The sequence below is a fragment of the Streptomyces sp. BL1 genome (assembly GCF_057628045.1).
This window is the reverse complement of sequence record NZ_JBXYWZ010000002.1, coordinates 6885293-6904843: the sequence shown is the minus strand read 5'-3', so window position 1 is coordinate 6904843 and position 19551 is coordinate 6885293. Positions and strand designations below refer to the sequence as shown.

The window sequence follows — 19551 nt, the reverse complement described above, 5'->3', positions numbered from 1 at the left end:
TCCGGCCAGGCGGGCGCCCTCCCGAACATTGTGCACTCCATTGACCACGATGACAGATGTGCATAACGTCGTCGGTGCTCGCAGCGATCACCGGCACCGGCCGGTGCAACCGGCACAAGGAGCGTCACCCATGGATCTATCGGGCAAGGCTGTCGTCGTCACCGGCGCGGGGCGCGGACTCGGGCTCGCCTACGCCCGCGCGCTCGCCGCGGCCGGCGCCTCCGTCGTCGTCAACGACGTGGACAGCGAGGCCGCCGGCGCGGCCGTCAAGCAGATCACCGAGGCCGGCGGCACGGCCGTCGCCGACTCCTCCGCGGTCGGCACCAGCGAGAGCGCCGAGGCGCTGGTCGCCCGCTCCGTCGGCGAGTTCGGCCGGCTGGACGTGATGGTCACCAACGCGGGAGTGCTGCGCGACCGGGTGCTGTGGAAAATGTCCGACGAGGACTTCGACACCGTGCAACAGGTCCATCTGCGCGGCACGTTCACCTGCGCACGCGCCGCCGCCGTCCACATGCGGGAGCGGGGCGAGGGCGGCCGCATCATCGTCGCCGGGTCCCCCGCGGGCCAGCGCGGCAACTTCGGCCAGACCAACTACGCGGCGGCCAAGGCCGGCATCGCCGCCATGGTGCGCACCTGGGCGATGGAGCTGGCCCGCGCCGGGATCACCGCGAACGCCGTGGTGCCCAACGCGGCCACCGAGATGACCCGCACCATGCCGCTGTTCGCCCCGCACATCGACGCGTACGAGAGCGACGGCACACCCTTCCCCGACACGCTGCGCAAGGGCCTCGCGTTCGGCACCGCCGAGGACTGCGCGGGTCTCGTCGTCTTCCTCGCGTCCGAGGCGGCGAAGGACGTCACGGGACAGTGCGTCGGTATCGGCGGCGACAAGCTGTCGCTGTGGTCCCACCCGCAGGAGATCTCCGCCGCGTACACCGACGGCGGCTGGTCGGCCGAGGAAATAGCCGCGGCCTGGCCGGTGTCTGTGGGACAGCACCCGGAAACGTACGGCATACCCGCCCCGACGCTGTGACGGAGGCCCGCCCCATGAGCACCGGTATCGACATCGACGCCGTGACCGCGATCGACGTGCACACCCACGCGGAGGTCTCCTCGCGCGGACAGAGCTCCCTCTCGCCCGAGCTGGAGGCCGCCTCCGCCGAGTACTTCAAGGTGTCCGGCGCACAACGCAAGCCGACACTCCCGGAGATCGCGGCGTACTACCGCGAACGGAACATGGCAGCCGTCGTCTTCACCGTCGACGCCGAGGCCGCCACCGGCACACCGCCCGTCCCCAACGAGGAGATCGCCGAGGCGGCGGCCGAACACCCCGACGTCCTCATCCCCTTCGCCTCGGTCGACCCCGCGAAGGGCAAGGCCGGCGCACGCGAGATCACCCGCCTCGTACGGGACTTCGGAGTGCGCGGCTTCAAGTTCCACCCGAGCGTCCAGGCCTTCTACCCCAACGACCGGTCGGCGTACGTGCTCTACGAGGCCGCCCAGGAGGCCGGGGCGATCACCCTCTTCCACACCGGGCAGACGGGCATCGGCGCGGGCGCGCCGGGCGGCGGCGGCATCCGGCTGAAGTACTCCAACCCGCTGTACCTCGACGACGTGGCAGCGGACTTCCCCGACATGCCGATCATCATGGCCCACCCGTCCGTCCCCTGGCAGGACGAGGCGCTCTCCGTCGCCGTGCACAAACCGCAGGTGTACATCGACCTGTCGGGCTGGTCGCCGAAGTACTTCCCGCCGCAGCTCGTCCAGTACGCCAACTCGCTCCTCCAGGACAAGGTGCTGTTCGGCACGGACTATCCGCTGCTCACCCCCGACCGGTGGCTGTCCGACTTCGAGAAGCTCGACATCAAGGACTCCGTCCGGCCGAAGATCCTCAAGGAGAACGCGGCCCGCCTGCTCGGCCTCGCCAACCCCTGAGCGTCCCGGCCCCGGCATCCCGCGGTCCACACACAAGCAGTCAGCAGGCCGGCCGCCCGGCAGCCCCGGCACCGCGGCTTCCGGCGATGCGAAGGAGCGCCCATGCGCAACCACGGCATCGGTTCCTGGACCCTGCGACGGGCCCGCAAGACCCCGCACCGCACGGCCGTCGTACACCAGGACACCTCGTACACCTACGCGCAGCTGCACGACCGCACCACCCGCCTCGCCCACCATCTCCACGCGCTCGGCGTGCGGCGCGGCGACCGCGTCGCCTTCCTCGGGCCCAACCATCCCGCGTTCCTGGAAACCCTGTTCGCCGCGGGCCACTTGGGCGCCGTCTTCGTGCCGCTCAACACCCGGCTGGCCGGACCGGAGCTGACGCACTGCCTCACCGACTCCGGCGCCTCCGTCCTGATCCACACCCCCGCGCACGCCACCGCGGCGCAGGAGGCCGGCGCCGGGGTGCGGCATCTGCTGGAGACCGGCGAACCGTACGAGAAGGCCCTCGCCCTGGCCGGTACGGACCCGCTCGACGAGCCGGTCACGCACGGCGACCCGGCAATGATCATGTACACCTCGGGCACCACCGGCCGGGCCAAGGGCGCGACCCTCACCCACGGCAACCTCACCTGGAACAGCGTCAATGTGCTCGTCGACAGCGACGTCGCCGCCGACGAGGTGACCCTGCTGTCCGCGCCGCTGTTCCACACCGCCGCGCTCAACATGACCTGCCTGCCCACCGTTCTGAAGGGCGGCACCCTCGTCCTGGAGGAGTCCTTCGACCCGGTCCGCACCCTGGAGCTGGTCGAGGCGCATCGGGTCACGGTGATGTTCGGCGTGCCCGCGATGTTCCAACAGATCGCCACCACACCGCAGTTCGCCTCCGCCGACCTGTCCTCCGTACGCCGCATGATGTGCGGCGGCTCGCCCGTACCCGGCTCGCTGATCCGTACGTACGAGGAGCGCGGCCTCACCTTCATCCAGGGCTACGGCATGACCGAGGCCTCCCCCGGCGTACTGCTGCTCGACGCGGAACACGCCCTGGACAAGGCGGGCAGCGCCGGGCTGCCGCACTTCTTCACCGACGTACGGATCGTCGACGCGGACGGCCACGACGCACCGCGCGGCGAACTCCTCGCCGAGGGCCCGCATGTGATGACCGGTTACTGGGGCCTGCCCGAGGAGACGGCGGCGGCGTTCACGGACGGCTGGTTCCGTACCGGCGACGTCGCCCAGGCCGACGAGGACGGCTATGTCACGGTCGTCGACCGCGTCAAGGACATGATCATCTCCGGGGGCGAGAACATCTACCCCGCCGAGGTCGAGAACGCCCTGCACCGGCACCCCGCCGTCGCCGACTGCGCGGTCCTCGGCGTCCCCGACCCGGACTGGGGCGAAGTGGGCCGCGCCGTCGTCGTCCTCGCCGCCGGCGCGACGGCCGGCGCCGAGGAGATCCTGGCGTCCCTCGACGGGCAGCTCGCCCGCTACAAGATTCCCAAGTCCCTCGTCTTCACCGACGAGTTGCCCCGCAGCGCCGCAGGCAAGCTGCTGAAGTCCCGCATCCGCGCCGCCCACGGCACGGATTAGGGGCGCGGGGAACTGCGCAAAAAGGGGAGCGGGGAACTGCGCACACCACACGCGAACCGCACCCGCACCACACACGCAGGGTCACACGACGCGGCCCCGCACCGACCCGGAGGAAACGCATGACAGCCCACCGCACCGTCACCGGACTCGCCGAGCTCCAGGCCCTCGCGGGCGCCGACTTGGGCCACACCGACTGGATGGAGATCACCCAGGAGCGGATCGACACGTTCGCCGAAGCCACTGGCGACCACCAGTGGATCCACACCGACCCGGAACGCGCCGCGCAGGGCCCCTTCGGCGCCCCCATCGCGCACGGCTATCTGACGCTCTCGCTGATCATCCCGCTCTTCAACGAACTGCTGACCGTCGAGGGCCTCTCCATGAGCCTCAACTACGGCCTGGACAAGGTCCGTTTCCCCAGCCCCGTCCCCGTCGGCGCCAAGCTCCGGCTGCACGGCACCGTCGACTCCGTCACGGAGATCAAGGGAAACGGCGTGGAGATGCGACTCACCTTCACCGTGGAAGCAGAAGGCACCCAAAAGCCCGCCTGCGTAGCCACAACGGTCTACCGCCACTACGCGTGACCCATAAGGGGCGCGGGGAACTGCGCGAAAAGGGGCGCGGGGAACTGCGCAAACCACACGCGAACCGCAGCCGCCCAACAAGTCGACGGGGGCACACAAGTCGGCATGCGGCGACACCCGCCGCTCAAGCGGCGTCCCGCTCGCCACCAAACCGCTCACGATAACCAACAAGGTCATCCTCGGTAATCTTCTGAAAAAGGACCGGCGGCACAACAAACCCCGTCCCCGCCGGCACCGCATCCAGCGCCCGCGCCTCCGCGGCACTCACCCAACGCGCGTCATCCCCCGGAAGGGCAAACGCGCGGCGCATGGCGGCCGCGGAGGCCGGGATGAACGGCTCGGAGACGACGGCGTAGAGATGGATCAGGTTCATGGCGGTGCGCAGCGTGAGCGCCGCCGCCTCCTGGTCCGTCTTGATCTCCAGCCAGGGCGCCTTCTCCTCCAGGTACGTGTTGCCCGCGCTCCACAGCCCGCGCAGCGCGGCGGCGCCCTTGCGGAACCGCAGCCCGTCCATGTGCTCCTGATACTCCGTCAGCAGCTCGGCGGTCTCCCGGCCCAGCCGCTCCTCGGCCGGGCCCGGTGTGCCGCCGGCCGGCACCGTGTCGCCGAAGCGCTTGCGGGAGAAGGACAGGACGCGGTTCACGAAGTTCCCGAGCGTGTCGGCGAGGTCCTTGTTGACCAGGGAGGAGAAGAACTCCCAGGAGAAGGACGCGTCGTCGGACTCGGGGGCCGCGGCCATCAGGAAGTACCGCCAGTAGTCGGCGGGCAGCAGCTCCAGCGCGGCGTCGGTGAAGATGCCGCGCTGCTGCGACGTGGAGAACTTCCCGCCGTAGTAGTTCAGCCAGTTGAAGGACTTGACGACGTCGACCTTCTTCCACGGCTCGCGGGTCCCCAGTTCGGTCGCCGGGAACATCACGGTGTGGAAGGGCACGTTGTCCTTGGCCATGAACTCGGTGTAGCGCACCGTGTCGTCGGCCTCGTACCACCAGGACTTCCAGTCCCGGCTGTCCGGCTGCTCGTCCGCCCACTCCTTTGTCGCGCCGATGTACTCGATGGGCGCGTCGAACCAGACGTAGAACACCTTGCCCTCGGCGGCCAGTTCGGGCCAGGTGTCGGCGGGAACGGGCACTCCCCAGTCCAGGTCGCGGGTGATGGACCGGTCCTGGAGTCCCTCGGTGAGCCACTTGCGGGCGATGGAGGAGGAGAGCACGGGCCACTCGTCGGCGTGCGCGTCGACGAACGCCTCGACCTCACCGGCCAGTTGCGACTGGAGCAGGAAGAGGTGGGTGGTGGACCGCACTTCCAGTTCGGTGCTGCCGCTGATCGCCGAACGGGGCTCGATCAGGTCGGTGGGGTCGAGCACCCGGGTGCAGTTCTCGCACTGGTCGCCGCGGGCCTTGTCGTAACCGCAGTGCGGGCAGGTGCCGATGATGTAGCGGTCGGGCAGGAAACGCCCGTCCACCGCCGAGAACATCTGGCGTACGCCGCGCGCCTCGATGAAGCCGTTCTCGTGCAGCTTGCGGGCGAAATGCTGGGTGATCTCCACGTTCTGCGGCGAGGAGCTGCGGCCGAAGTGGTCGAAGGCGAGGCCGAATCCGTCGTAGATCGCACGCTGTACGGCGTGCTGCTCGGCGCAGAACTCGGCGACCGGCAGCCCGGCCTCCTTCGCCGCCAGCTCGGCGGGCGTACCGTGCTCGTCCGTCGCGCAGATGTAGAGCACCTCGTGTCCGCGCTGCCGCAGATACCGCGCGTACACGTCGGCCGGGAGCATCGACCCGACCATGTTCCCCAGGTGCTTGATCCCGTTGATGTACGGCAGCGCGCTGGTGATGAGGTGTCGAGCCATGCTCGGACGCTCCAAGGGTTCGGGCGGCCCTCCCGGGCGGGCCCGGAGCGCCGCGGCGGTGCGGTCGGCCGGACCGCGGCGGCACCGTCCGCGCCGCCCGCGGCCCCCTTCATCGTAACGATCACCCCGCGCCCGCCCGGAACGCTTTTCCGCCCGTACGGGCCCCGAACTCGGCGGCCCGTCACCGCGCCGCGACGGTCAGCCCGTCACCCGCCGAGCGCGTCCCGTACCGCCTCGTCCGTACGGGCAACCGTCGCCGTTCCGTCGTCCGCGGTGATGATGGGGCGCTGGATCAGCTTCGGATACTCCGCCAGGGCCTTGATCCACCGGTCGCGCTCGGCGGCCTCCCGCGGCCACTCCTTGAGGCCGAGCTCCTTCGCCGCGGCCTCCTGCGTCCGCACGATGTCCCACGGTTCGAGGTCCAGCCGCCCCAGTACGTCCCGCAGTTCGTCCTCGCTCGGCGGGTCGTCGAGGTAGCGGCGCACCGTGTAGTCGGCGCCCTCCTCGTCGAGCAGCGACACGGCGCTCCGGCACTTCGAACACGCGGGGTTGACCCAGATCTCCATGCGTACAGCCTAGACGGCGGGCGTCCGGGGCCGGTCAGAACGTACCGGCGTGCGCCATGTTCTCCATCGTGAGTGTGAGCGTCCTGCTCAGCGCGGCCTTGGTCCGCCGGGCCTGCGGGGTGTCGGCGTAGAGGGTGTTCACGTACAGCCCTGTGGTGTCCCGGTTGAAGAGGAGGCACAGGCCGTTGCTCTGCGGTACCCAGGTGTGTCCGCGCGCGTTCCACCCGGCGCCGGCCTCCCCTCCGGGCGAGTCCCGTGTGTCGACGTACGAGAAGAGGTTCACCGCGTACGGCCAGGAGCTGATCGCGGCGTACTCGGGGGCGAGCAGCTGCCACGCCTTCACGAAGGGCACGCCGGCGTGCCGCATCATCGTCCTGGCGGCGGTCCGTACGTTCCCGAGGGTCGCCTCGAAGTCCCCGGGGTCCAGGGCGAATTCGACCGGCATCGGGTTGACGAACCAGCCCAGGGCCCGCGTGTAGGGTCCGCGGCCGCGTTCGCTGACCGGGACGATGCCCCGGTAGACGTCCGGCCCGCCCTCCGCCCGCAGCGACACGCCGACGGCGGCCAGCGAGGCCAGGAAGAGGCTGGCGTCGGCCGTCTGGCAGCGTGCCTCCAGCGTCTCGGCGTCCTCTCGGGCGAGCAGCAGGTCCGTCTCGTTGACGGCGGGGTACATCCGGCCCTGCTCCAGGCCGAGGTCCAGCGGGAAGGGCGGGAAGAAGCCGCCGTTCCGCTCCATGAACCCCTTCCAGTGGTCCAGCCGGCTGTCGTCGGCGTCCAGCGCCTCGTTCCGCTCCCGCTGCGTACGGCTGAAGGCGAGATAGCTGCCCGCCTCCGGCAGTTCGGGCTCCTCGCCGCGCTCGTACGCCGCGTACGCGGTGACGATGTCCTGCACGGCCACCGGCGCCGACATGCCGTCGTACACGATGTGGTCGAAGGCGAGATACACGGTGCTCGCCTCGTCCCTGACCACCGCGCCCATCACGAACAGCGGGCCGGTGAGGGTGTCGATCTGCCGGAAGAACCGGTGCAGGCAGGACCGGAGTTCACCGGCGGACGCGAAGTAGCCGACGTCGGTCTGGTCGAGGGCGACGTCGTCCGGGTCGAGCGTGTCGCACGTCAGATCCCCGGCGAGCTGCTGGAAGGCGCAGCGCAGCACCTCGTGCCGCCGGACGAAGTGCAGCAGCGCCGCTTCCAGCGCCTTGCGGTCCAGCGTGCCCGGGAGTTCGAAGGTGACCGCCAGCCACGTCGCGACGGACTCGTCCGTACGCTGCGCCTCCCGCGCCGTGCTGAAGTGCTTCTCCTGGTTGTACGAGGTCACGCCGCCGCCCGGCTGCCCGGGCCCGCCGGCGGTCTGCTCTCCCGCGGACCGCATCGTCCAGGTGACGAAGTGCCCGGGGGTGGCGTCCAGTTCCTCGATGGGAAGCTGCAGCACCGGTGAACGTCCTTTCCCTGATGAGTGGTTGCCCTGCCGTGTGCGCCGCCGATTCAGAACGTGCCGCGGTGCACCATGGCGTCCACGGTCCGGTTCAGCGTGCGCACGAACGCGGTCTTGGTGTGCCGCGCCTCCGGTGTGTCGACATAGACGGAATTCACGTACAGGCCCGTGTCGTTGCGGTGGAACCAGAAGCAGATGCCGTTCGTGTGCGAGGCCCAGATGTGCTTCCTGGCGTTCCACTCGACGTGCCACGGCGCGCCCGGCGTTCTGCGGAAGTCGAGGTACGAGAAGAAGTTCACCGCGTACGGCCAGGTGCGCATCTGGTGGTACTCCCTGGGGGCCAGCAGCTGCCACGCCTTCACGAAGGGCACGTCGATGTTCTTCTGCATCTCGGTCGACGCGGTCCGTACGTTGGCCATCACGTCCGCGAACCCCTCGTCCTCCGCGACGGAGAACTCGATGGGCATCGTGTTGATGAACCAGCCCATGGTGTGCGCGTAGGCGCCGCGGCCGCGTTCGTTGACCGGCATGATCCCGCGGTAGACGTCGGGCCCGCCCTCCTTGCGGAGAGTCACGCCGACGGCGGCGAGGATGCCCGCGAAGAGGCCCGCCCCGTGCTCCCGGCAGCGGGACTCCAGCGCCTCCGTCTCGGGGACGGCGAGCAGGGGTTCCATCTCGTTGGCCGAGGGGTGCAGTCCGCCCTCCTCGATCCCCAGGTCCAGCGGGAACCGCGGGAAGAACTCGCCCCGCTCCATGAACTCCCGCCAGTGGTCCAGCCGGCTGTCGCCGGCCTCCATGTCCCGGTAGCCGTCCCGCTGTTCGCGGCTGAAGCGGAGGTAGCTGCCCACCTCGGGAAGCTCCGGCTGTTCGCCGCGGGACAGCGCCGCGTAGGCCGTGGCGATGTCGCGTACGGCTACGGGGGTGGAGATCCCGTCGGTGACCAGGTGGTCGCAGGCGAAGAACACCGTGGTCGTCTCGTCCCGCACCACGGCGCCCATGACGATCAACGGCCAGACCAGCGGGTCGATCCGCTGGAAGAAGCGGTGCAGATACGAGGTGACCTCGCCGGCGGTGCCGATCTCCCCCATGTCGACGAGCTTCAGGGCCACGTCGTCCGGTTCGAGCACGTCGCAGTTCAGGTCGTCGTCGGGCTGCCGGAACTCGCTGCGCAGCACCTCGTGCCGGCGGACGAAGAACAGCAGCGCGTCTTCCAACGCCTGCATGTCGAGGGGCCCTTGGAGGTCGAACGTTCCGGCCACGTACGCGGACACGTGCTCGTCGTCCGCGCTGCGGGCCTCCTGCGCGACGGCGAAGTGCTTCTCCTGGTTGTACGTCGTGGGGTCGTCCGGCTGCCCGTCGTCGGAGTCACGCATCGTCGTCGTGACGAGTCTCCACTCGAAGACGTGTCCGGGAGCGATGTCCACGTCGTCGATGGGCACCTGCAGCATGCTGACTCTCTCTGTTGTCGGGAGCCGTGCCGCACCCGGCCGGTGCGGTCATGGGCAGACGGCAGCGGTGACGAACGTGGTACGCGCGTCGGCTCACGGGCCCGCGCGCGTCACCACGTACCCACCTTCTTCACCCCAACGAGTCAACAGACGTGGGGAAACGGCCGCGATCGACGGATCACCGCACCCTCCGCCGAGAAGGGCAGGCCCGGACCGCGCCCCACCCGCACGTCAACGGCGCACCGCATGCGACAGGCAGCGGTGCGCCGTTGACGGACGATCACGGCGCGGCGTGCCGCCCGTGGCGTTGAGGATCTCGGGGTTCATCTCTTCGGCCGGGCTCGGTGCAGGGGGTGCGGGGCGGGGGGCCGGGTCAGGGGCGCAGGACGACCTTCACCGCTCCGTCGCACTTCTTCTGGAACATCTCGTACGCGCGCGGCGTCTCCTCCAGCGGCAGATGGTGTGTGGCGAAGTCGTCGACGCCCAGCACGTCCTCGTCGGTGAGCAGCGGCAGGATGTCGGGCGCCCAGTGGCGGACGTTGGCCTGGCCCATGCGCAGCCGTATCTGCTTGTCGAAGAGGGTGAGCAGCGGCATCGGGTCGGCCGCGCCGCCGTACACGCCGCTGACCGAGATGGTGCCGCCGCGCCGTACGAGGCCGATGGCCTGGTAGAGGGCGGAGAGCCGGTCGACGCCCGCGGTGGTGGCGGCCTTCTCGGCCAGTTTGCCGGGCAGCATCGCGCCGAGTGCCTGCATGAGTTTGCCGCCGGGGCTGCCGTGCGCCTCCAGCCCTACGGCGTCGATGACGGAGTCGGGGCCGCGCCCGTCGGTCAGGCCGCGTACGGCGGCGCCGAGGTCCTCGTGGTGGGTGAGGTCGAGCACCTCCACGCCCCGTGCCGCGGCCCGTTGCAGCCGTTCGGGGACGAGGTCGACGCCGATGACTCGGGCCACGCCGCGCTGCAGGGCGACGCGGCAGGACATGTCGCCGATCGGGCCGAGACCGAGCACCACGAGGGTTCCGCCGTCGGGAATCTCCGCGTACTCGACGGCCTGCCACGCGGTGGGCAGCACGTCGGAGAGGAACAGATAGCGGTCGTCCGCCGGACCCTCGGGCACCTTGAGGGGCCCGTAGTGCGCCTGCGGTACGCGGAGATATTCGGCCTGGGCGCCGGGTACGGCCCCGTACAGCTTGGTGTAGCCGAACAGCGGGGCGCCGCTGCCGTGTTCCCGCACCTGCGTGGTCTCGCACTGGGTCTGGAGGCCCCGGTCGCACATGAAGCAGGAGCCGCAGGCGATCTGGAAGGGGACCACGACGCGGTCTCCCGGCGCGAGGTGCGGCACGTCGCTGCCGACCTCCTCGACGACGCCCATGGGCTCGTGCCCCAGAATGTCACCCTCGGTCATCAGCGGCGTGAGCACCTCGTACAGGTGCAGGTCGGAGCCGCACAGCCCGGTCGAGGTGATCCGGATGACCGCGTCCGTGGGGTCGCGGAGCTCGGGGTCGGGGACCTCCTCGACCCGTACGTCGCGCTTTCCGTGCCAGACGGCTGCCTTCACTGGTGTCACCTCCGGTCGGGACCCCGCCGGGTACCCACGAGCCGCAGGTCATACGTACGGACCCGGCGGCCGCCCGCGTCCCGGCCGTGCACCCCGTCACCCTCGGTGCACGCGGAAGCGGAGCGTGAAGTGGTCGAGGGTTGCGGGCACGGCCCGTGTCGGGTGGAGGGTCGGCGTGGAGGCGAGCGAGTACGTGTGCCGGTGCAGGAGCGCGGCGAGCAGGCTGCTGACGGTGAGGAGCACCAGGTTCTCGCCGGGGCAGCCCGCCGGGCCCGAACTGAAGGGCACCAGCGCGGGGTTGGTCCGCGCCTCGCCGTCCCGCCAGATGTGGGGCACGAAGCTGTCGCTGTGCGGGGCGGCGGGCTCGGCCCGGTGCAGGTAGGGGGTGTAGAGGATGAACGTCGTGCCGGCGGGCAGCGGTTCGCCTCCCCACCAGGTCTCCTCGGTGCTCTCGCGCAGCAGCAGCGGCGTGGTCGGGAAGAGCCGCACCGACTCCAGGGCGCAGGCCCGCAGGAACGGCAGCTCCTGCGGGGTGCCCGGCTCGTACCCGGCGAGTTCGCCGCGCGCGAGCGCCGCCTGGTCCGGGTGCGAGGCCAGCAGTGCGAGGGCGCGCAGGGTGGCGATGCCGGCCGCGTCGTACGCGAACAGCCAGTGCGGCACCTGGCCGACGGGGTCGGTGCCGGGTTCGGCGGGCATCCGTGCCACCTCCGCCGCGAGGCTGCCGGACTCGGCGCGCCCGAGGTGGTGGCGCAGCCGGTCCATGAAGGCGCCCCGCAGCTCGTGGCGGCGGGAGCTGAGGACGGACCAGTTGGCGGCGGAGCGCAGCCGGTCCAGCTGCGCGGTGAGGACCGTGTCGTCGCGTGCGCCGTCGCCGAGCACGATGCGGCGTACGAGGCGCCACCACGCGGCGTGGAACTCCTCCCAGGCCAGCTCGCCCGACTGCTCGGCGCCGTGCAGGAGTTGGTCCGCTTCCTCGGCGGCCTTGCGGGCCACGTCGCCGGCCATCCGGTGCAGCGGGTGCGGGGTCTGCAGCACGCCTTCGTGGAAGGCGCGGCGCCGTTCCCTGTCCCGGCCCGAGCTGATCAGGACGCCGTGCGGCTGGAACTGCGCCAGGGAGCCGATCTTCTCCTGGCTGGCGGGGGTGAAGGGCTCCGGGGTCTCGGTGAGGATCCGGTGCGCGTCGGCGGGGTCGAGGACGAGGGCGGCCGGGCGGCCGCGTGCGGTGATGTAGAGCGGCCCGGGCCCGTGCCGGTCCCGCAGCGTCCGGGCGAGGTCGATGCCGCGCCGGTCCCACTGGGTGCGCTCGACCAGGTGCATGCCGCGGGGGCGCCGGACGATGACGCCGCCGGCGAGTACGGGGAGCAGCACGTGCGAGGCGACCGACGCGATCTCGGTGGCGCTCGCCTTCGACGGGGTGCCGGACATCCGTTCCGCCGCGTTCATGGTCCGCATGACAACTCCTGCCGGTGGGGGTGAACCAGCGCGGTACCCGCCCCACAAACCCCCAAACGGGATCAATCAGACGCCGGGCGGCACCCCGGCCGGCCCCGTTTCCCGCTGTGACCTCCGGGGCTCCCGGGAAAACAGGAAGAGCAGGTTTGGGAAACGTGCACCGGGGACTCGGTGCGGTCAGCGCATCACCGTTCAGGAGAGGAAGTGAGGTACTGCGACCGACCAGTTGTAGTGAGGAGAGGGATCCGGCCGCGGACACACGGTGCTCCGCGGCCGGAACTCGCTCCGGACGACGGCCCGTTCAGCGGTCGCCCCGGTGGTCGTCTCAGTGGTCGTCGTCGAGTCAGTGGTCGTCGTCGAGGAGGAGGCGCCGGGCGAGGATGTCGTCGGCGACCTGGACGAGGGGCCTGCCCCGCTCGAACGCGTGGGCCCGGATGCGCAGTTGCGCCTCGACGGGCGCCACTCCGAGCTGGGCCGCGACCATGCCGACGGCCTGGTGGAACGCCGAACGGCGGGTGAGCCGCGGCGGCAGCAGGCCCGGCACGCCCTCGCCGCGCCCTTCATGCCCGTCGCATCCGTCGCGCTCGTCGCGTCCGTCGCGCCCGTCGCTGAGGAGCCGCAGGGCCAGTCCGGCGGCGAGGTGACGTGCCGCGTGCAGCCGCTCGGCGTCGGGCAGTCCCGTCGTGGCGCGGTGACCGGTGAGGGCGCCGAGGCAGACGCCGCCGACGAGCAGCGGGAACGCGAGAACGGCGCGGACGTCCAGGGCGAGCAGGTCCAGGGGCAGCGGCACCCAGCGTGAGCACCGTACGAGATCGGACACCAGGACCAGGGCGCTGCGCACGGCGGCCTCCCGGGTGGGTCCCTGGCCGTGCACGTACTGCAAGTCCTCCAGCGCGGCGGTGCGTTCGTCGCTGTACTGGACGAGTTCGGTGGAGCCACCCGGGAGGACGAGGCTCAGCGCGAGCCCGTCGAGCTCCAGCGCCGCGAGGGGTGGCGGCCAGACCGTGTCGGCTTCTCCGGAGCCCCGACTGCTGTCGAGGGTGTGCAGAAAGGCGTCAACAGCGGCGCGCGGCACGGCTACTGCGCCCCTGATCCCTGTCGGACAGGTCCCTGGTGTGCTGTCACAGTCCTCCCCCACTCGCCGGGCGCATCCGCTCCTGGACACGCCTGCCTGCAAGTAGGGACCGTTGGCAGCCGGTGGCTGCGGTTTCCGTCTGGTGGGCCCCTCCACCACGCGGCGAACACTTCGCCCGCCGCGTTTCCCGACTGTACTCCCCACCGGCGACGCTCCGACACCCCGCGCCTACGCGTTGTTCGACAGGGTGTCAGTTCGCGTACGCAGGCGCCCCGTTGGGAATGAGCCCGGGCCGCCGTCCCCGCGGGGACGGCGGCCCGGGCCGGAGTATCCCGGCACGCGGTCCGGGAGTACCGGATCAGTCCACCGCGTAGTCCGCGCCCCTCACCCGGGGGCGAGCGGACCTGGCACCGGGCCGGTCACGGAGTGCACCGGCGAGCGCCGCACAGCAGATGATCGCGGCGAGCACCGCCACGACCGTGGCGAGGACGGGAGGCCCGCCCGCGCCGTCCAGTGCGCGGGTGACCTCCGGCGCCCGGAGTACGTCGCCCAGCAGGTGCCCCGCCGCCAGCATGCCGGGCACCAGCACCCCCGCGACGAGCGCGGGAACGCTGCTCCTGACGCACAGCAGGACCGCCAGCAGCGCGCACAACACGGCCGCACCGGCGGTCAGTCCGTACGCGAGGGACGACGGCGCGCCTCCGAACGGGAAGTGCGCCAGCCCGCACAGCAGGAGGGCCACCGCGGCGGGCCAGCGCAGCCACGCGATCGGAATGACGTCCCCTTCCGCCTCGCGCCCGTCCGGCATGGAAACGGCCGCAGAGGTGAAGTCCTCTGCGGCCGTTGCCGGTTGGCGGGAGTCGGTACTGGCGCCGTCACCGGTGCCGGTACTCGTGGTGCCGCCGCGTTCCTCTTCGAGCCGGGCGATGAGTTCGACCAGATCCTCCACGGGACGACTGGTCGCCGCCGCCTGTACCGCCTGTTCTCCCGCGTGCGCCACGTGCGGGGCGCGGTGCAGGAGCGACATCAGCCGGCTGACTTCCTCGACGGGCCGGTGCTCGGCCGCCGCGCGGATCGCCTCGTCCGCGCTGCCCCCGTGCTCCGGGAGCCGGGCGAGCAGCGCCACCAGTTCGGTGACTTCCTCCACGGGCCGGTCGACGGCTGCCATGCGCAGTGCCTCGAGAGCGACGCGCGCGCCGTCCGGCGACTGTTCCAGCAGGGTGATGAGACGGGTGACCGCGTCCAGCGGCCGGGAGACGACGGCGGTGCGCAGCAGCCCGTCGACGGGGTCGGCGTAGGGGCCCTGGAGGCGCCCCTCCGGCGGGAGTTCACCGTCCGGGGACGGGGACGGTCCGGGGGCCGGGCCGGGCGGCGATTCGGGCGATGTGCCCTGCGACGCGGACGAGGGGGTCTCCCCCGGAGGCGCCGACGATGTCGGGGGGTGAGGGGTTTCCTCGGACGGTATTTCAGGTCTCGCAGAGACTGGGTCGAGCGTCATGTTCCTCTCCACTCCAGGGGCACTGGGCCTCGGTTGGGCCGCCTGACAGTCGTGCGCCCGGACGGTGTTCATTCGTATCCCGGCCCCTCGCGCCTCGCGAGTCGGATCCGCCGCCCGCGGGACCCGCCCCCGAACCCCTTGCGGGGCCCGTGCGGCGCGCCCGTCGGGGCCCGTACGGGACACGCCGCCGGCCCGCACCCGTACGTCCGGCCGCTCCCCTCAACGGGTGACGCCGCCGGCTGACCGGCCGTCACGCGGTGACGAGGCGGTCCAGGAGCGCGTCGAGTCCGGCGGTGAGCTCGTCGGAGGCGTCGTGCTCGCCGGCGAGGGCCGGAGCGGCGGCCCGCAGCAGGGGCAGTTCGCGGGCGGGCATCCGGTGCAGGCCGAGCCGGAAGGAGGGGTCGGTCTCGTCGGGTTCGTCGTCCAGTGCCTGGAGTTCGACGAAGAGGGAGCCCAACAGCCAGGCGGTGAAGGCACGGTGGGCGGCAGCGGTGGCCTCCTCCGTCAACTCGGCCCGGGACAGCAGCTCCAGGATCCGCTCCTGGTGCCGCAGCACGGGCAGCGGCCGGCGTGCCAGCGGCACGGCGAGGAGCCGGGTGGCCAGCAGCGGCACGAGCTGCGGATGCCGCATCGCCGTCCGGCGGGTCTCCCGCGCGATGCGGTGCAGCCCGGCGCGCCACTCGGGCATCCGCGCGGCACGCTTCCGCCCCGGCCCGGCGGCCTTCCCGGAGCCCGCCCCGGGAGCCTTCCCCGGTTCCGGTCCGGCGGCCTCGTCCGGGTCGCCGGCCAGCTTCTCCTCCAGCTCGATGTAGAGGGCCTCGACGAGTCCGTCGAGGAGCGCGTCCTTGTTCTCCGCGTAGCGGTAGAGCGCCATCGCCTCGACGTCCAGCTCGGCCCCGAGCCGGCGCATGCTCAGCGCGGACAGGCCCTCCCTGTCGACGAGCTCGACGGCGGCGGCCAGCATCCGCTCCCTGCTCAGCCTTCCGTAGCGGCCGCGGTCCGCGGCCCGCCGGCCCTCACTCGCGGCTGCGTCGTCGTGCGGCATAGCCGCCTCCCATCGGGACTTCATGTCCGTTTTCTATGAGCTCTTGACGTTATGCGATTCTAGGCGGACTCTGTACGTATACGCCGTAAACGTACGGCATCAGGATACAGCGAATGGCGCTGTCGGGCCCCCGGCCCTGCGCCCCCTTTCCCCTCCCGCCACACCGGGCGGCCCCGGCCTCCTCAAGGACGGTCACCATGCGTATCAGCGTCATCGGCACCGGGTGCGCCGGCCTCGTACACGCCCTCTCCCTCGTCCGCGGCGGACACGAGGTCCTGGGTCTCGACAGGGACGGCGAACGCATCGCCGCCCTCACCCAGGGCCGCTCCCCCGTCCGCGAGCCCGGCCTCGACGAACTCCTCTGCCACGCCCTCGACTCGGGGCGGCTGCGCTTCACGACCTCGCTGAGCGAGGCCGCGTGGTTCGCCGGCATCCACTTCGTCTGTCCCGGCACGCCGCGGCAGCCCGGCCCGTACACCGCGGCCCTGCGGTACGTGGAGGGCGTCATCGACGCACTGGCCCCGCTGCTGCTGCCCGGAGACATCGTCGTCGGCAGGGCAGCCGTGCCCGCCGGTGCCACCACCCGGCTCACCCGGCAGCTGCGCGAGCTCGCCCCCGACGCCGAACTCGCCTGGAACCCGGACTTCCTGCGCGAGGGCTCGGCCGTGGCGGACGCCCAGCGTCCGGAACGGATCCTCCTGGGCGTCTCCTCGCAGTACGCCGAGGACGTGCTGCGCGAGGTGTACGCACCCGCCGCGCACGACGGCGTACGGATCGTCGTCACCGACCCGTCCACCGCCGAACTCGTCGAGGCGGCCGCCAACTCCTTTCTGGCCACGGAGATTTCGTTCGTCAACGCCATGGCCGAGGTGTGCGAGGCCTCCGGTGCCGACGCCGTCGCCCTCGCCGACGCCGTCGGCGCGGACGCCCGCATCGGCCGCCCCTTCCAGGAGCCCGGCCTCGGCTTCGGCCCCGGCCGTCTCCTCCACGACCTGCACGGCTTCACGGCCCGGGCCCGGGAGCTGGGCGCCGGTGACGCGGCGGACCTGCTGCGGCAGATCGACGGCATCAACACCCGGCAGCGCGCCCGCACCGTCACACTGGCCGAGCGGATGCTGGACGGTTCCTGCGCGGGCCGGCGTGTCGCCGTACTCGGCGCCGCGACCGAGCCCGGCAGCGACGACGTACGCAGCTCGCCGGCCCTCGTTGTCGCCGAAGCGATCCGGCAGCGGGGAGCACGGGTCATCGTCCACGACCCCGCCGCGCTGGAGGCCGCACGCGCCGTCGCTCCCGATCTCGAATACGCACCCGACCTCGAAAAGGCCTGCCAGGACGCGGACTTGGTGCTGCATCTGACGGCATGGCCCGTCTACGCGCGCACCGACCCGGCCGCCCTCGCCGCCCGCGTCCGCAGCCCCCGGCTCCTCGACGCCCGCAACACCCTGGACCCGCAGGCCTGGCGCCTGGCCGGCTGGACGGTGTGCGCGCCGGGCCGCCCCCTCCCCGCCGCCCTGTCCGACAGCGCCGCACAGCTCCCCGCCCCCGTGGCGGCCCCGAGCCCGGCGCCGGCCCCGGAACCGGCGGAGGAACGGGCACCCGCGCTTCTCGTGCTCGTGCCCGCACACAACGAAGAGGACTGCATAACCGACGCGCTGGCCGCTCTGGCACGGCAGACCGTACCGCCCGACGACGTGGTCGTCGTCGCGGACAACTGCACCGACCGGACAGCGGAGTTGGCCCGCGCCGCGGGTGCCCGCGTCTTCGAGACGCAGGGCAACACGCACAAGAAGGCCGGCGCGCTGAACCAGGCCCTCGCCGTCCACCTGCCGATGCTCGCGGACGGCGACTGCGTCCTCGTCACCGACGCCGACTGCCGGCTGGACGAGGGATTCGCCGAGCACGCCAGGCCGTACGTACAGGACCCCAGGTACGGCGCGGTGGGCGGCATCTTCCGGGGCGACGCCGGCGGCGGGTTCGTCGGCCACCTCCAGCGCAACGAATACGCCCGCTACCGGCGCGACGTGGAACGGCTGCGGGGCCGCTGCCTCGTGGTCACAGGGACGGCCGCCATGTTCCGCGCCGGCGTCCTCAAAGCGGTGGGAACGGCGCGGCTTTCGGGAGGGCTGCCTCCCGGGAACGGCCGCGGCGGCATCTACGACACGTCGGTGCTGACCGAGGACAACGAACTCTCCTTCGCCGTCCTGACACTCGGCTTCAAGATCATCTCCCCGAAGCAGTGCACCCTCGTCACGGAGGTCATGCCCACCTGGCGGGACCTGTGGAAGCAGCGGCTGCGGTGGAAGCGGGGAGCGGTCGAGAACTGCCTCCAGTACGGCCTGACCCGCGTCACCTGGAAGTACTGGGGCCGCCAACTCCTCGCCATGGCAGGGCTGATCGTCACCACGCTCTACCTGTCCACGATGGCCCTGGCGATCGCCACGGACACGCTGAACATCGCCCCCGTCTGGTTCGCCGTCTCCGGAATCTTCGTGGTGGAACGTGCCATCACCATCAGCCGGCTCGGATGGCGGCAGATGCTTCTCTCCGCCTGCATGTACGAACTCAGCGTCGACTTCTTCCTCCAGGCCTGCCACGCAAAGGCCTATACGGACACGCTGTTCGGAAGGAAAAAGTCATGGTGAACCACGGAATCCGGTACGCCGCGCTCGTCCTTTTCGCCGCAACCTCCTTCGCGGCAGCGGGAATCGTACTTCCGCAGGCCCTGGGGCAGGAGTCCGGAGAATGCACCGGACGGGTGGCCCTGACCTTCGACGACGGCCCGACCGCCGAAACCCGGGGCATCGTGGACACCCTCCGCGAGCACGGGGCGACCGGCACCTTCTACTTCACGGGAAAGTCCGCCGAGGCGGACCCGGCATCGGTGAAGTACGTGGCGGAACACGGAATGCAGACCGGGAATCACTCCTACTCCCACAGAGACCTGTCCGGGCTGAACAGCGCGCAGGTGCTCGCGGAGATCGTCGGCACCAACCAGATCATCGAGCGGCAGACCGGTGAGGCCCCCTCCACCTTCCGGCCTCCCTACGGGTCGCTGAACGGCAACGTCATCGAGCAGGCCCGGAAGACGGACATGATGCCCATGGTGTGGACCGTGGACACCCACGACTACGCGGGGGCCACCGCGAAGGAGATCGTCCGGCAGGCGCAGGTCTCCCGCGACGGCGACGTTCTCCTGATGCACGACGGGAACGGCACCACCACCGACGCGCTCCCGGAAATCCTGGAGGGGCTGAGCTCCCGTGGCCTGTGCACGGGTTCCATATCCGCAGTGAGCGAGAGAGGAGGTGAGAATCATGTATGACAACGCTGGACCGGCAATCGGTGCGGCCACCGGAGGTGGCGCACTCGCAGTAACCGGCATGGGCTTCGTCTGGATCACGCTTGCGGCATTCGCCGTTCTTGCGGTGGGCCTGGCCGTCACCCGCATCGCGCCGAAATTCCGTAAGCACTGAGCACTACGCACAATGGGAGTTGCTCACCCGCAGGGCCCGGAGACCGCCG

Annotated in this window: 16 protein-coding genes; 7 read left to right on the top strand and 9 right to left on the bottom strand. The window is 71.2% G+C overall.

Annotation, left to right across the window (positions count from 1 at the left end; translation table 11 throughout):
* Positions 1 to 130 precede the first annotated feature (130 nt).
* The 4 genes from AC3AGO_RS30245 to AC3AGO_RS30230 all read left to right on the top strand — a co-directional run bounded on the left by AC3AGO_RS30245 (position 131) and on the right by AC3AGO_RS30230 (position 4109).
* The gene (locus tag AC3AGO_RS30245; protein ID WP_487823440.1) at positions 131 to 1033 is read left to right on the top strand and encodes an SDR family NAD(P)-dependent oxidoreductase; all 903 of its coding nucleotides are present in this window, start codon (positions 131 to 133) and stop codon (positions 1031 to 1033) included.
* Between the two features lie 14 nt (positions 1034 to 1047).
* Positions 1048 to 1935 (top strand): amidohydrolase family protein, encoded by an 888-nt coding sequence (locus AC3AGO_RS30240; protein WP_487823439.1) that lies wholly within the window; start codon positions 1048 to 1050, stop codon positions 1933 to 1935.
* A gap of 102 nt (positions 1936 to 2037) precedes the next feature.
* Positions 2038 to 3525 carry an acyl-CoA synthetase gene (locus AC3AGO_RS30235; RefSeq protein ID WP_487823438.1) on the top strand — a complete coding sequence of 496 codons (1488 nt, stop codon included), beginning with the start codon at positions 2038 to 2040 and terminating at the stop codon, positions 3523 to 3525.
* A gap of 119 nt (positions 3526 to 3644) precedes the next feature.
* Positions 3645 to 4109: a MaoC family dehydratase gene (locus AC3AGO_RS30230; protein WP_487823437.1), complete on the top strand. Its 465-nt coding sequence runs from the start codon at positions 3645 to 3647 to the stop codon at positions 4107 to 4109.
* A 124-nt stretch (positions 4110 to 4233) separates the two neighbouring features.
* Here AC3AGO_RS30230 and metG read toward each other — a convergent pair whose 3' ends face one another.
* The 9 genes from metG to AC3AGO_RS30185 all read right to left on the bottom strand — a co-directional run bounded on the left by metG (position 4234) and on the right by AC3AGO_RS30185 (position 16053).
* Positions 4234 to 5955: a methionine--tRNA ligase gene (gene metG, locus AC3AGO_RS30225; protein ID WP_487823436.1), complete on the bottom strand. Its 1722-nt coding sequence runs from the start codon at positions 5953 to 5955 to the stop codon at positions 4234 to 4236.
* A gap of 206 nt (positions 5956 to 6161) precedes the next feature.
* Positions 6162 to 6521 (bottom strand): arsenate reductase family protein, encoded by a 360-nt coding sequence (locus AC3AGO_RS30220; RefSeq protein ID WP_487823435.1) that lies wholly within the window; start codon positions 6519 to 6521, stop codon positions 6162 to 6164.
* A 34-nt stretch (positions 6522 to 6555) separates the two neighbouring features.
* On the bottom strand, positions 6556 to 7953 hold the full coding sequence (locus tag AC3AGO_RS30215; protein ID WP_487823434.1) for a condensation domain-containing protein: 1398 nt from the start codon (positions 7951 to 7953) through the stop codon (positions 6556 to 6558).
* A 53-nt stretch (positions 7954 to 8006) separates the two neighbouring features.
* The gene (locus AC3AGO_RS30210; RefSeq protein WP_487823433.1) at positions 8007 to 9404 is read right to left on the bottom strand and encodes a condensation domain-containing protein; all 1398 of its coding nucleotides are present in this window, start codon (positions 9402 to 9404) and stop codon (positions 8007 to 8009) included.
* 373 nt (positions 9405 to 9777) lie between these two features.
* Entirely contained in the window at positions 9778 to 10959 is a 1182-nt protein-coding gene (locus tag AC3AGO_RS30205; protein ID WP_487823432.1) for a zinc-dependent alcohol dehydrogenase, read from the bottom strand.
* Positions 10960 to 11055: 96 nt separating this feature from the next.
* Positions 11056 to 12411 (bottom strand): cytochrome P450, encoded by a 1356-nt coding sequence (locus tag AC3AGO_RS30200; protein ID WP_487823431.1) that lies wholly within the window; start codon positions 12409 to 12411, stop codon positions 11056 to 11058.
* 343 nt (positions 12412 to 12754) lie between these two features.
* Entirely contained in the window at positions 12755 to 13486 is a 732-nt protein-coding gene (locus AC3AGO_RS30195) for an ANTAR domain-containing protein (RefSeq protein WP_487823430.1), read from the bottom strand.
* Between the two features lie 358 nt (positions 13487 to 13844).
* Positions 13845 to 14984: a hypothetical protein gene (locus tag AC3AGO_RS30190; RefSeq protein WP_487823429.1), complete on the bottom strand. Its 1140-nt coding sequence runs from the start codon at positions 14982 to 14984 to the stop codon at positions 13845 to 13847.
* 250 nt (positions 14985 to 15234) lie between these two features.
* Positions 15235 to 16053: a TetR/AcrR family transcriptional regulator gene (locus tag AC3AGO_RS30185; protein ID WP_487823428.1), complete on the bottom strand. Its 819-nt coding sequence runs from the start codon at positions 16051 to 16053 to the stop codon at positions 15235 to 15237.
* 173 nt (positions 16054 to 16226) lie between these two features.
* Between AC3AGO_RS30185 and AC3AGO_RS30180 the strand changes: the two genes are divergently transcribed.
* Genes AC3AGO_RS30180 through AC3AGO_RS30170 form a run of 3 tightly spaced genes read left to right on the top strand, consistent with a single transcriptional unit; the run spans position 16227 to position 19502 of the window.
* Positions 16227 to 18671, top strand: a complete 2445-nt coding sequence (locus tag AC3AGO_RS30180) for a nucleotide sugar dehydrogenase (protein ID WP_487823427.1) — start codon at positions 16227 to 16229, stop codon at positions 18669 to 18671.
* Complete coding sequence (locus AC3AGO_RS30175; RefSeq protein WP_487823426.1) at positions 18665 to 19351, top strand: polysaccharide deacetylase family protein; 687 nt, start codon at positions 18665 to 18667, stop codon at positions 19349 to 19351. The genes AC3AGO_RS30180 and AC3AGO_RS30175 overlap by 7 nt, the downstream gene beginning before the upstream one ends.
* Complete coding sequence (locus tag AC3AGO_RS30170; protein ID WP_487823425.1) at positions 19344 to 19502, top strand: hypothetical protein; 159 nt, start codon at positions 19344 to 19346, stop codon at positions 19500 to 19502. Before AC3AGO_RS30175 ends, AC3AGO_RS30170 begins: the two co-directional genes overlap by 8 nt.
* The last annotated feature ends 49 nt before the right edge of the window (positions 19503 to 19551 follow it).

Bases quoted from the DNA above. Each gene is read 5' to 3' on its own strand.
- metG (WP_487823436.1), bottom strand. From the start codon at position 5,955: ATGGCTCGACACCTCATCACCAGCGCGCTGCCGTACATCAACGGGATC.
- AC3AGO_RS30210 (WP_487823433.1), bottom strand. From the start codon at position 9,404: ATGCTGCAGGTGCCCATCGACGACGTGGACATCGCTCCCGGACACGTC.
- AC3AGO_RS30175 (WP_487823426.1), top strand. From the start codon at position 18,665: ATGGTGAACCACGGAATCCGGTACGCCGCGCTCGTCCTTTTCGCCGCA.
- AC3AGO_RS30245 (WP_487823440.1), top strand. From the start codon at position 131: ATGGATCTATCGGGCAAGGCTGTCGTCGTCACCGGCGCGGGGCGCGGA.
- AC3AGO_RS30180 (WP_487823427.1), top strand. From the start codon at position 16,227: ATGCGTATCAGCGTCATCGGCACCGGGTGCGCCGGCCTCGTACACGCC.
- AC3AGO_RS30185 (WP_487823428.1), bottom strand. From the start codon at position 16,053: ATGAAGTCCCGATGGGAGGCGGCTATGCCGCACGACGACGCAGCCGCG.
- AC3AGO_RS30200 (WP_487823431.1), bottom strand. From the start codon at position 12,411: ATGCGGACCATGAACGCGGCGGAACGGATGTCCGGCACCCCGTCGAAG.
- AC3AGO_RS30190 (WP_487823429.1), bottom strand. From the start codon at position 14,984: ATGACGCTCGACCCAGTCTCTGCGAGACCTGAAATACCGTCCGAGGAA.
- AC3AGO_RS30235 (WP_487823438.1), top strand. From the start codon at position 2,038: ATGCGCAACCACGGCATCGGTTCCTGGACCCTGCGACGGGCCCGCAAG.
- AC3AGO_RS30220 (WP_487823435.1), bottom strand. From the start codon at position 6,521: ATGGAGATCTGGGTCAACCCCGCGTGTTCGAAGTGCCGGAGCGCCGTG.
- AC3AGO_RS30170 (WP_487823425.1), top strand. From the start codon at position 19,344: ATGTATGACAACGCTGGACCGGCAATCGGTGCGGCCACCGGAGGTGGC.
- AC3AGO_RS30230 (WP_487823437.1), top strand. From the start codon at position 3,645: ATGACAGCCCACCGCACCGTCACCGGACTCGCCGAGCTCCAGGCCCTC.
- AC3AGO_RS30240 (WP_487823439.1), top strand. From the start codon at position 1,048: ATGAGCACCGGTATCGACATCGACGCCGTGACCGCGATCGACGTGCAC.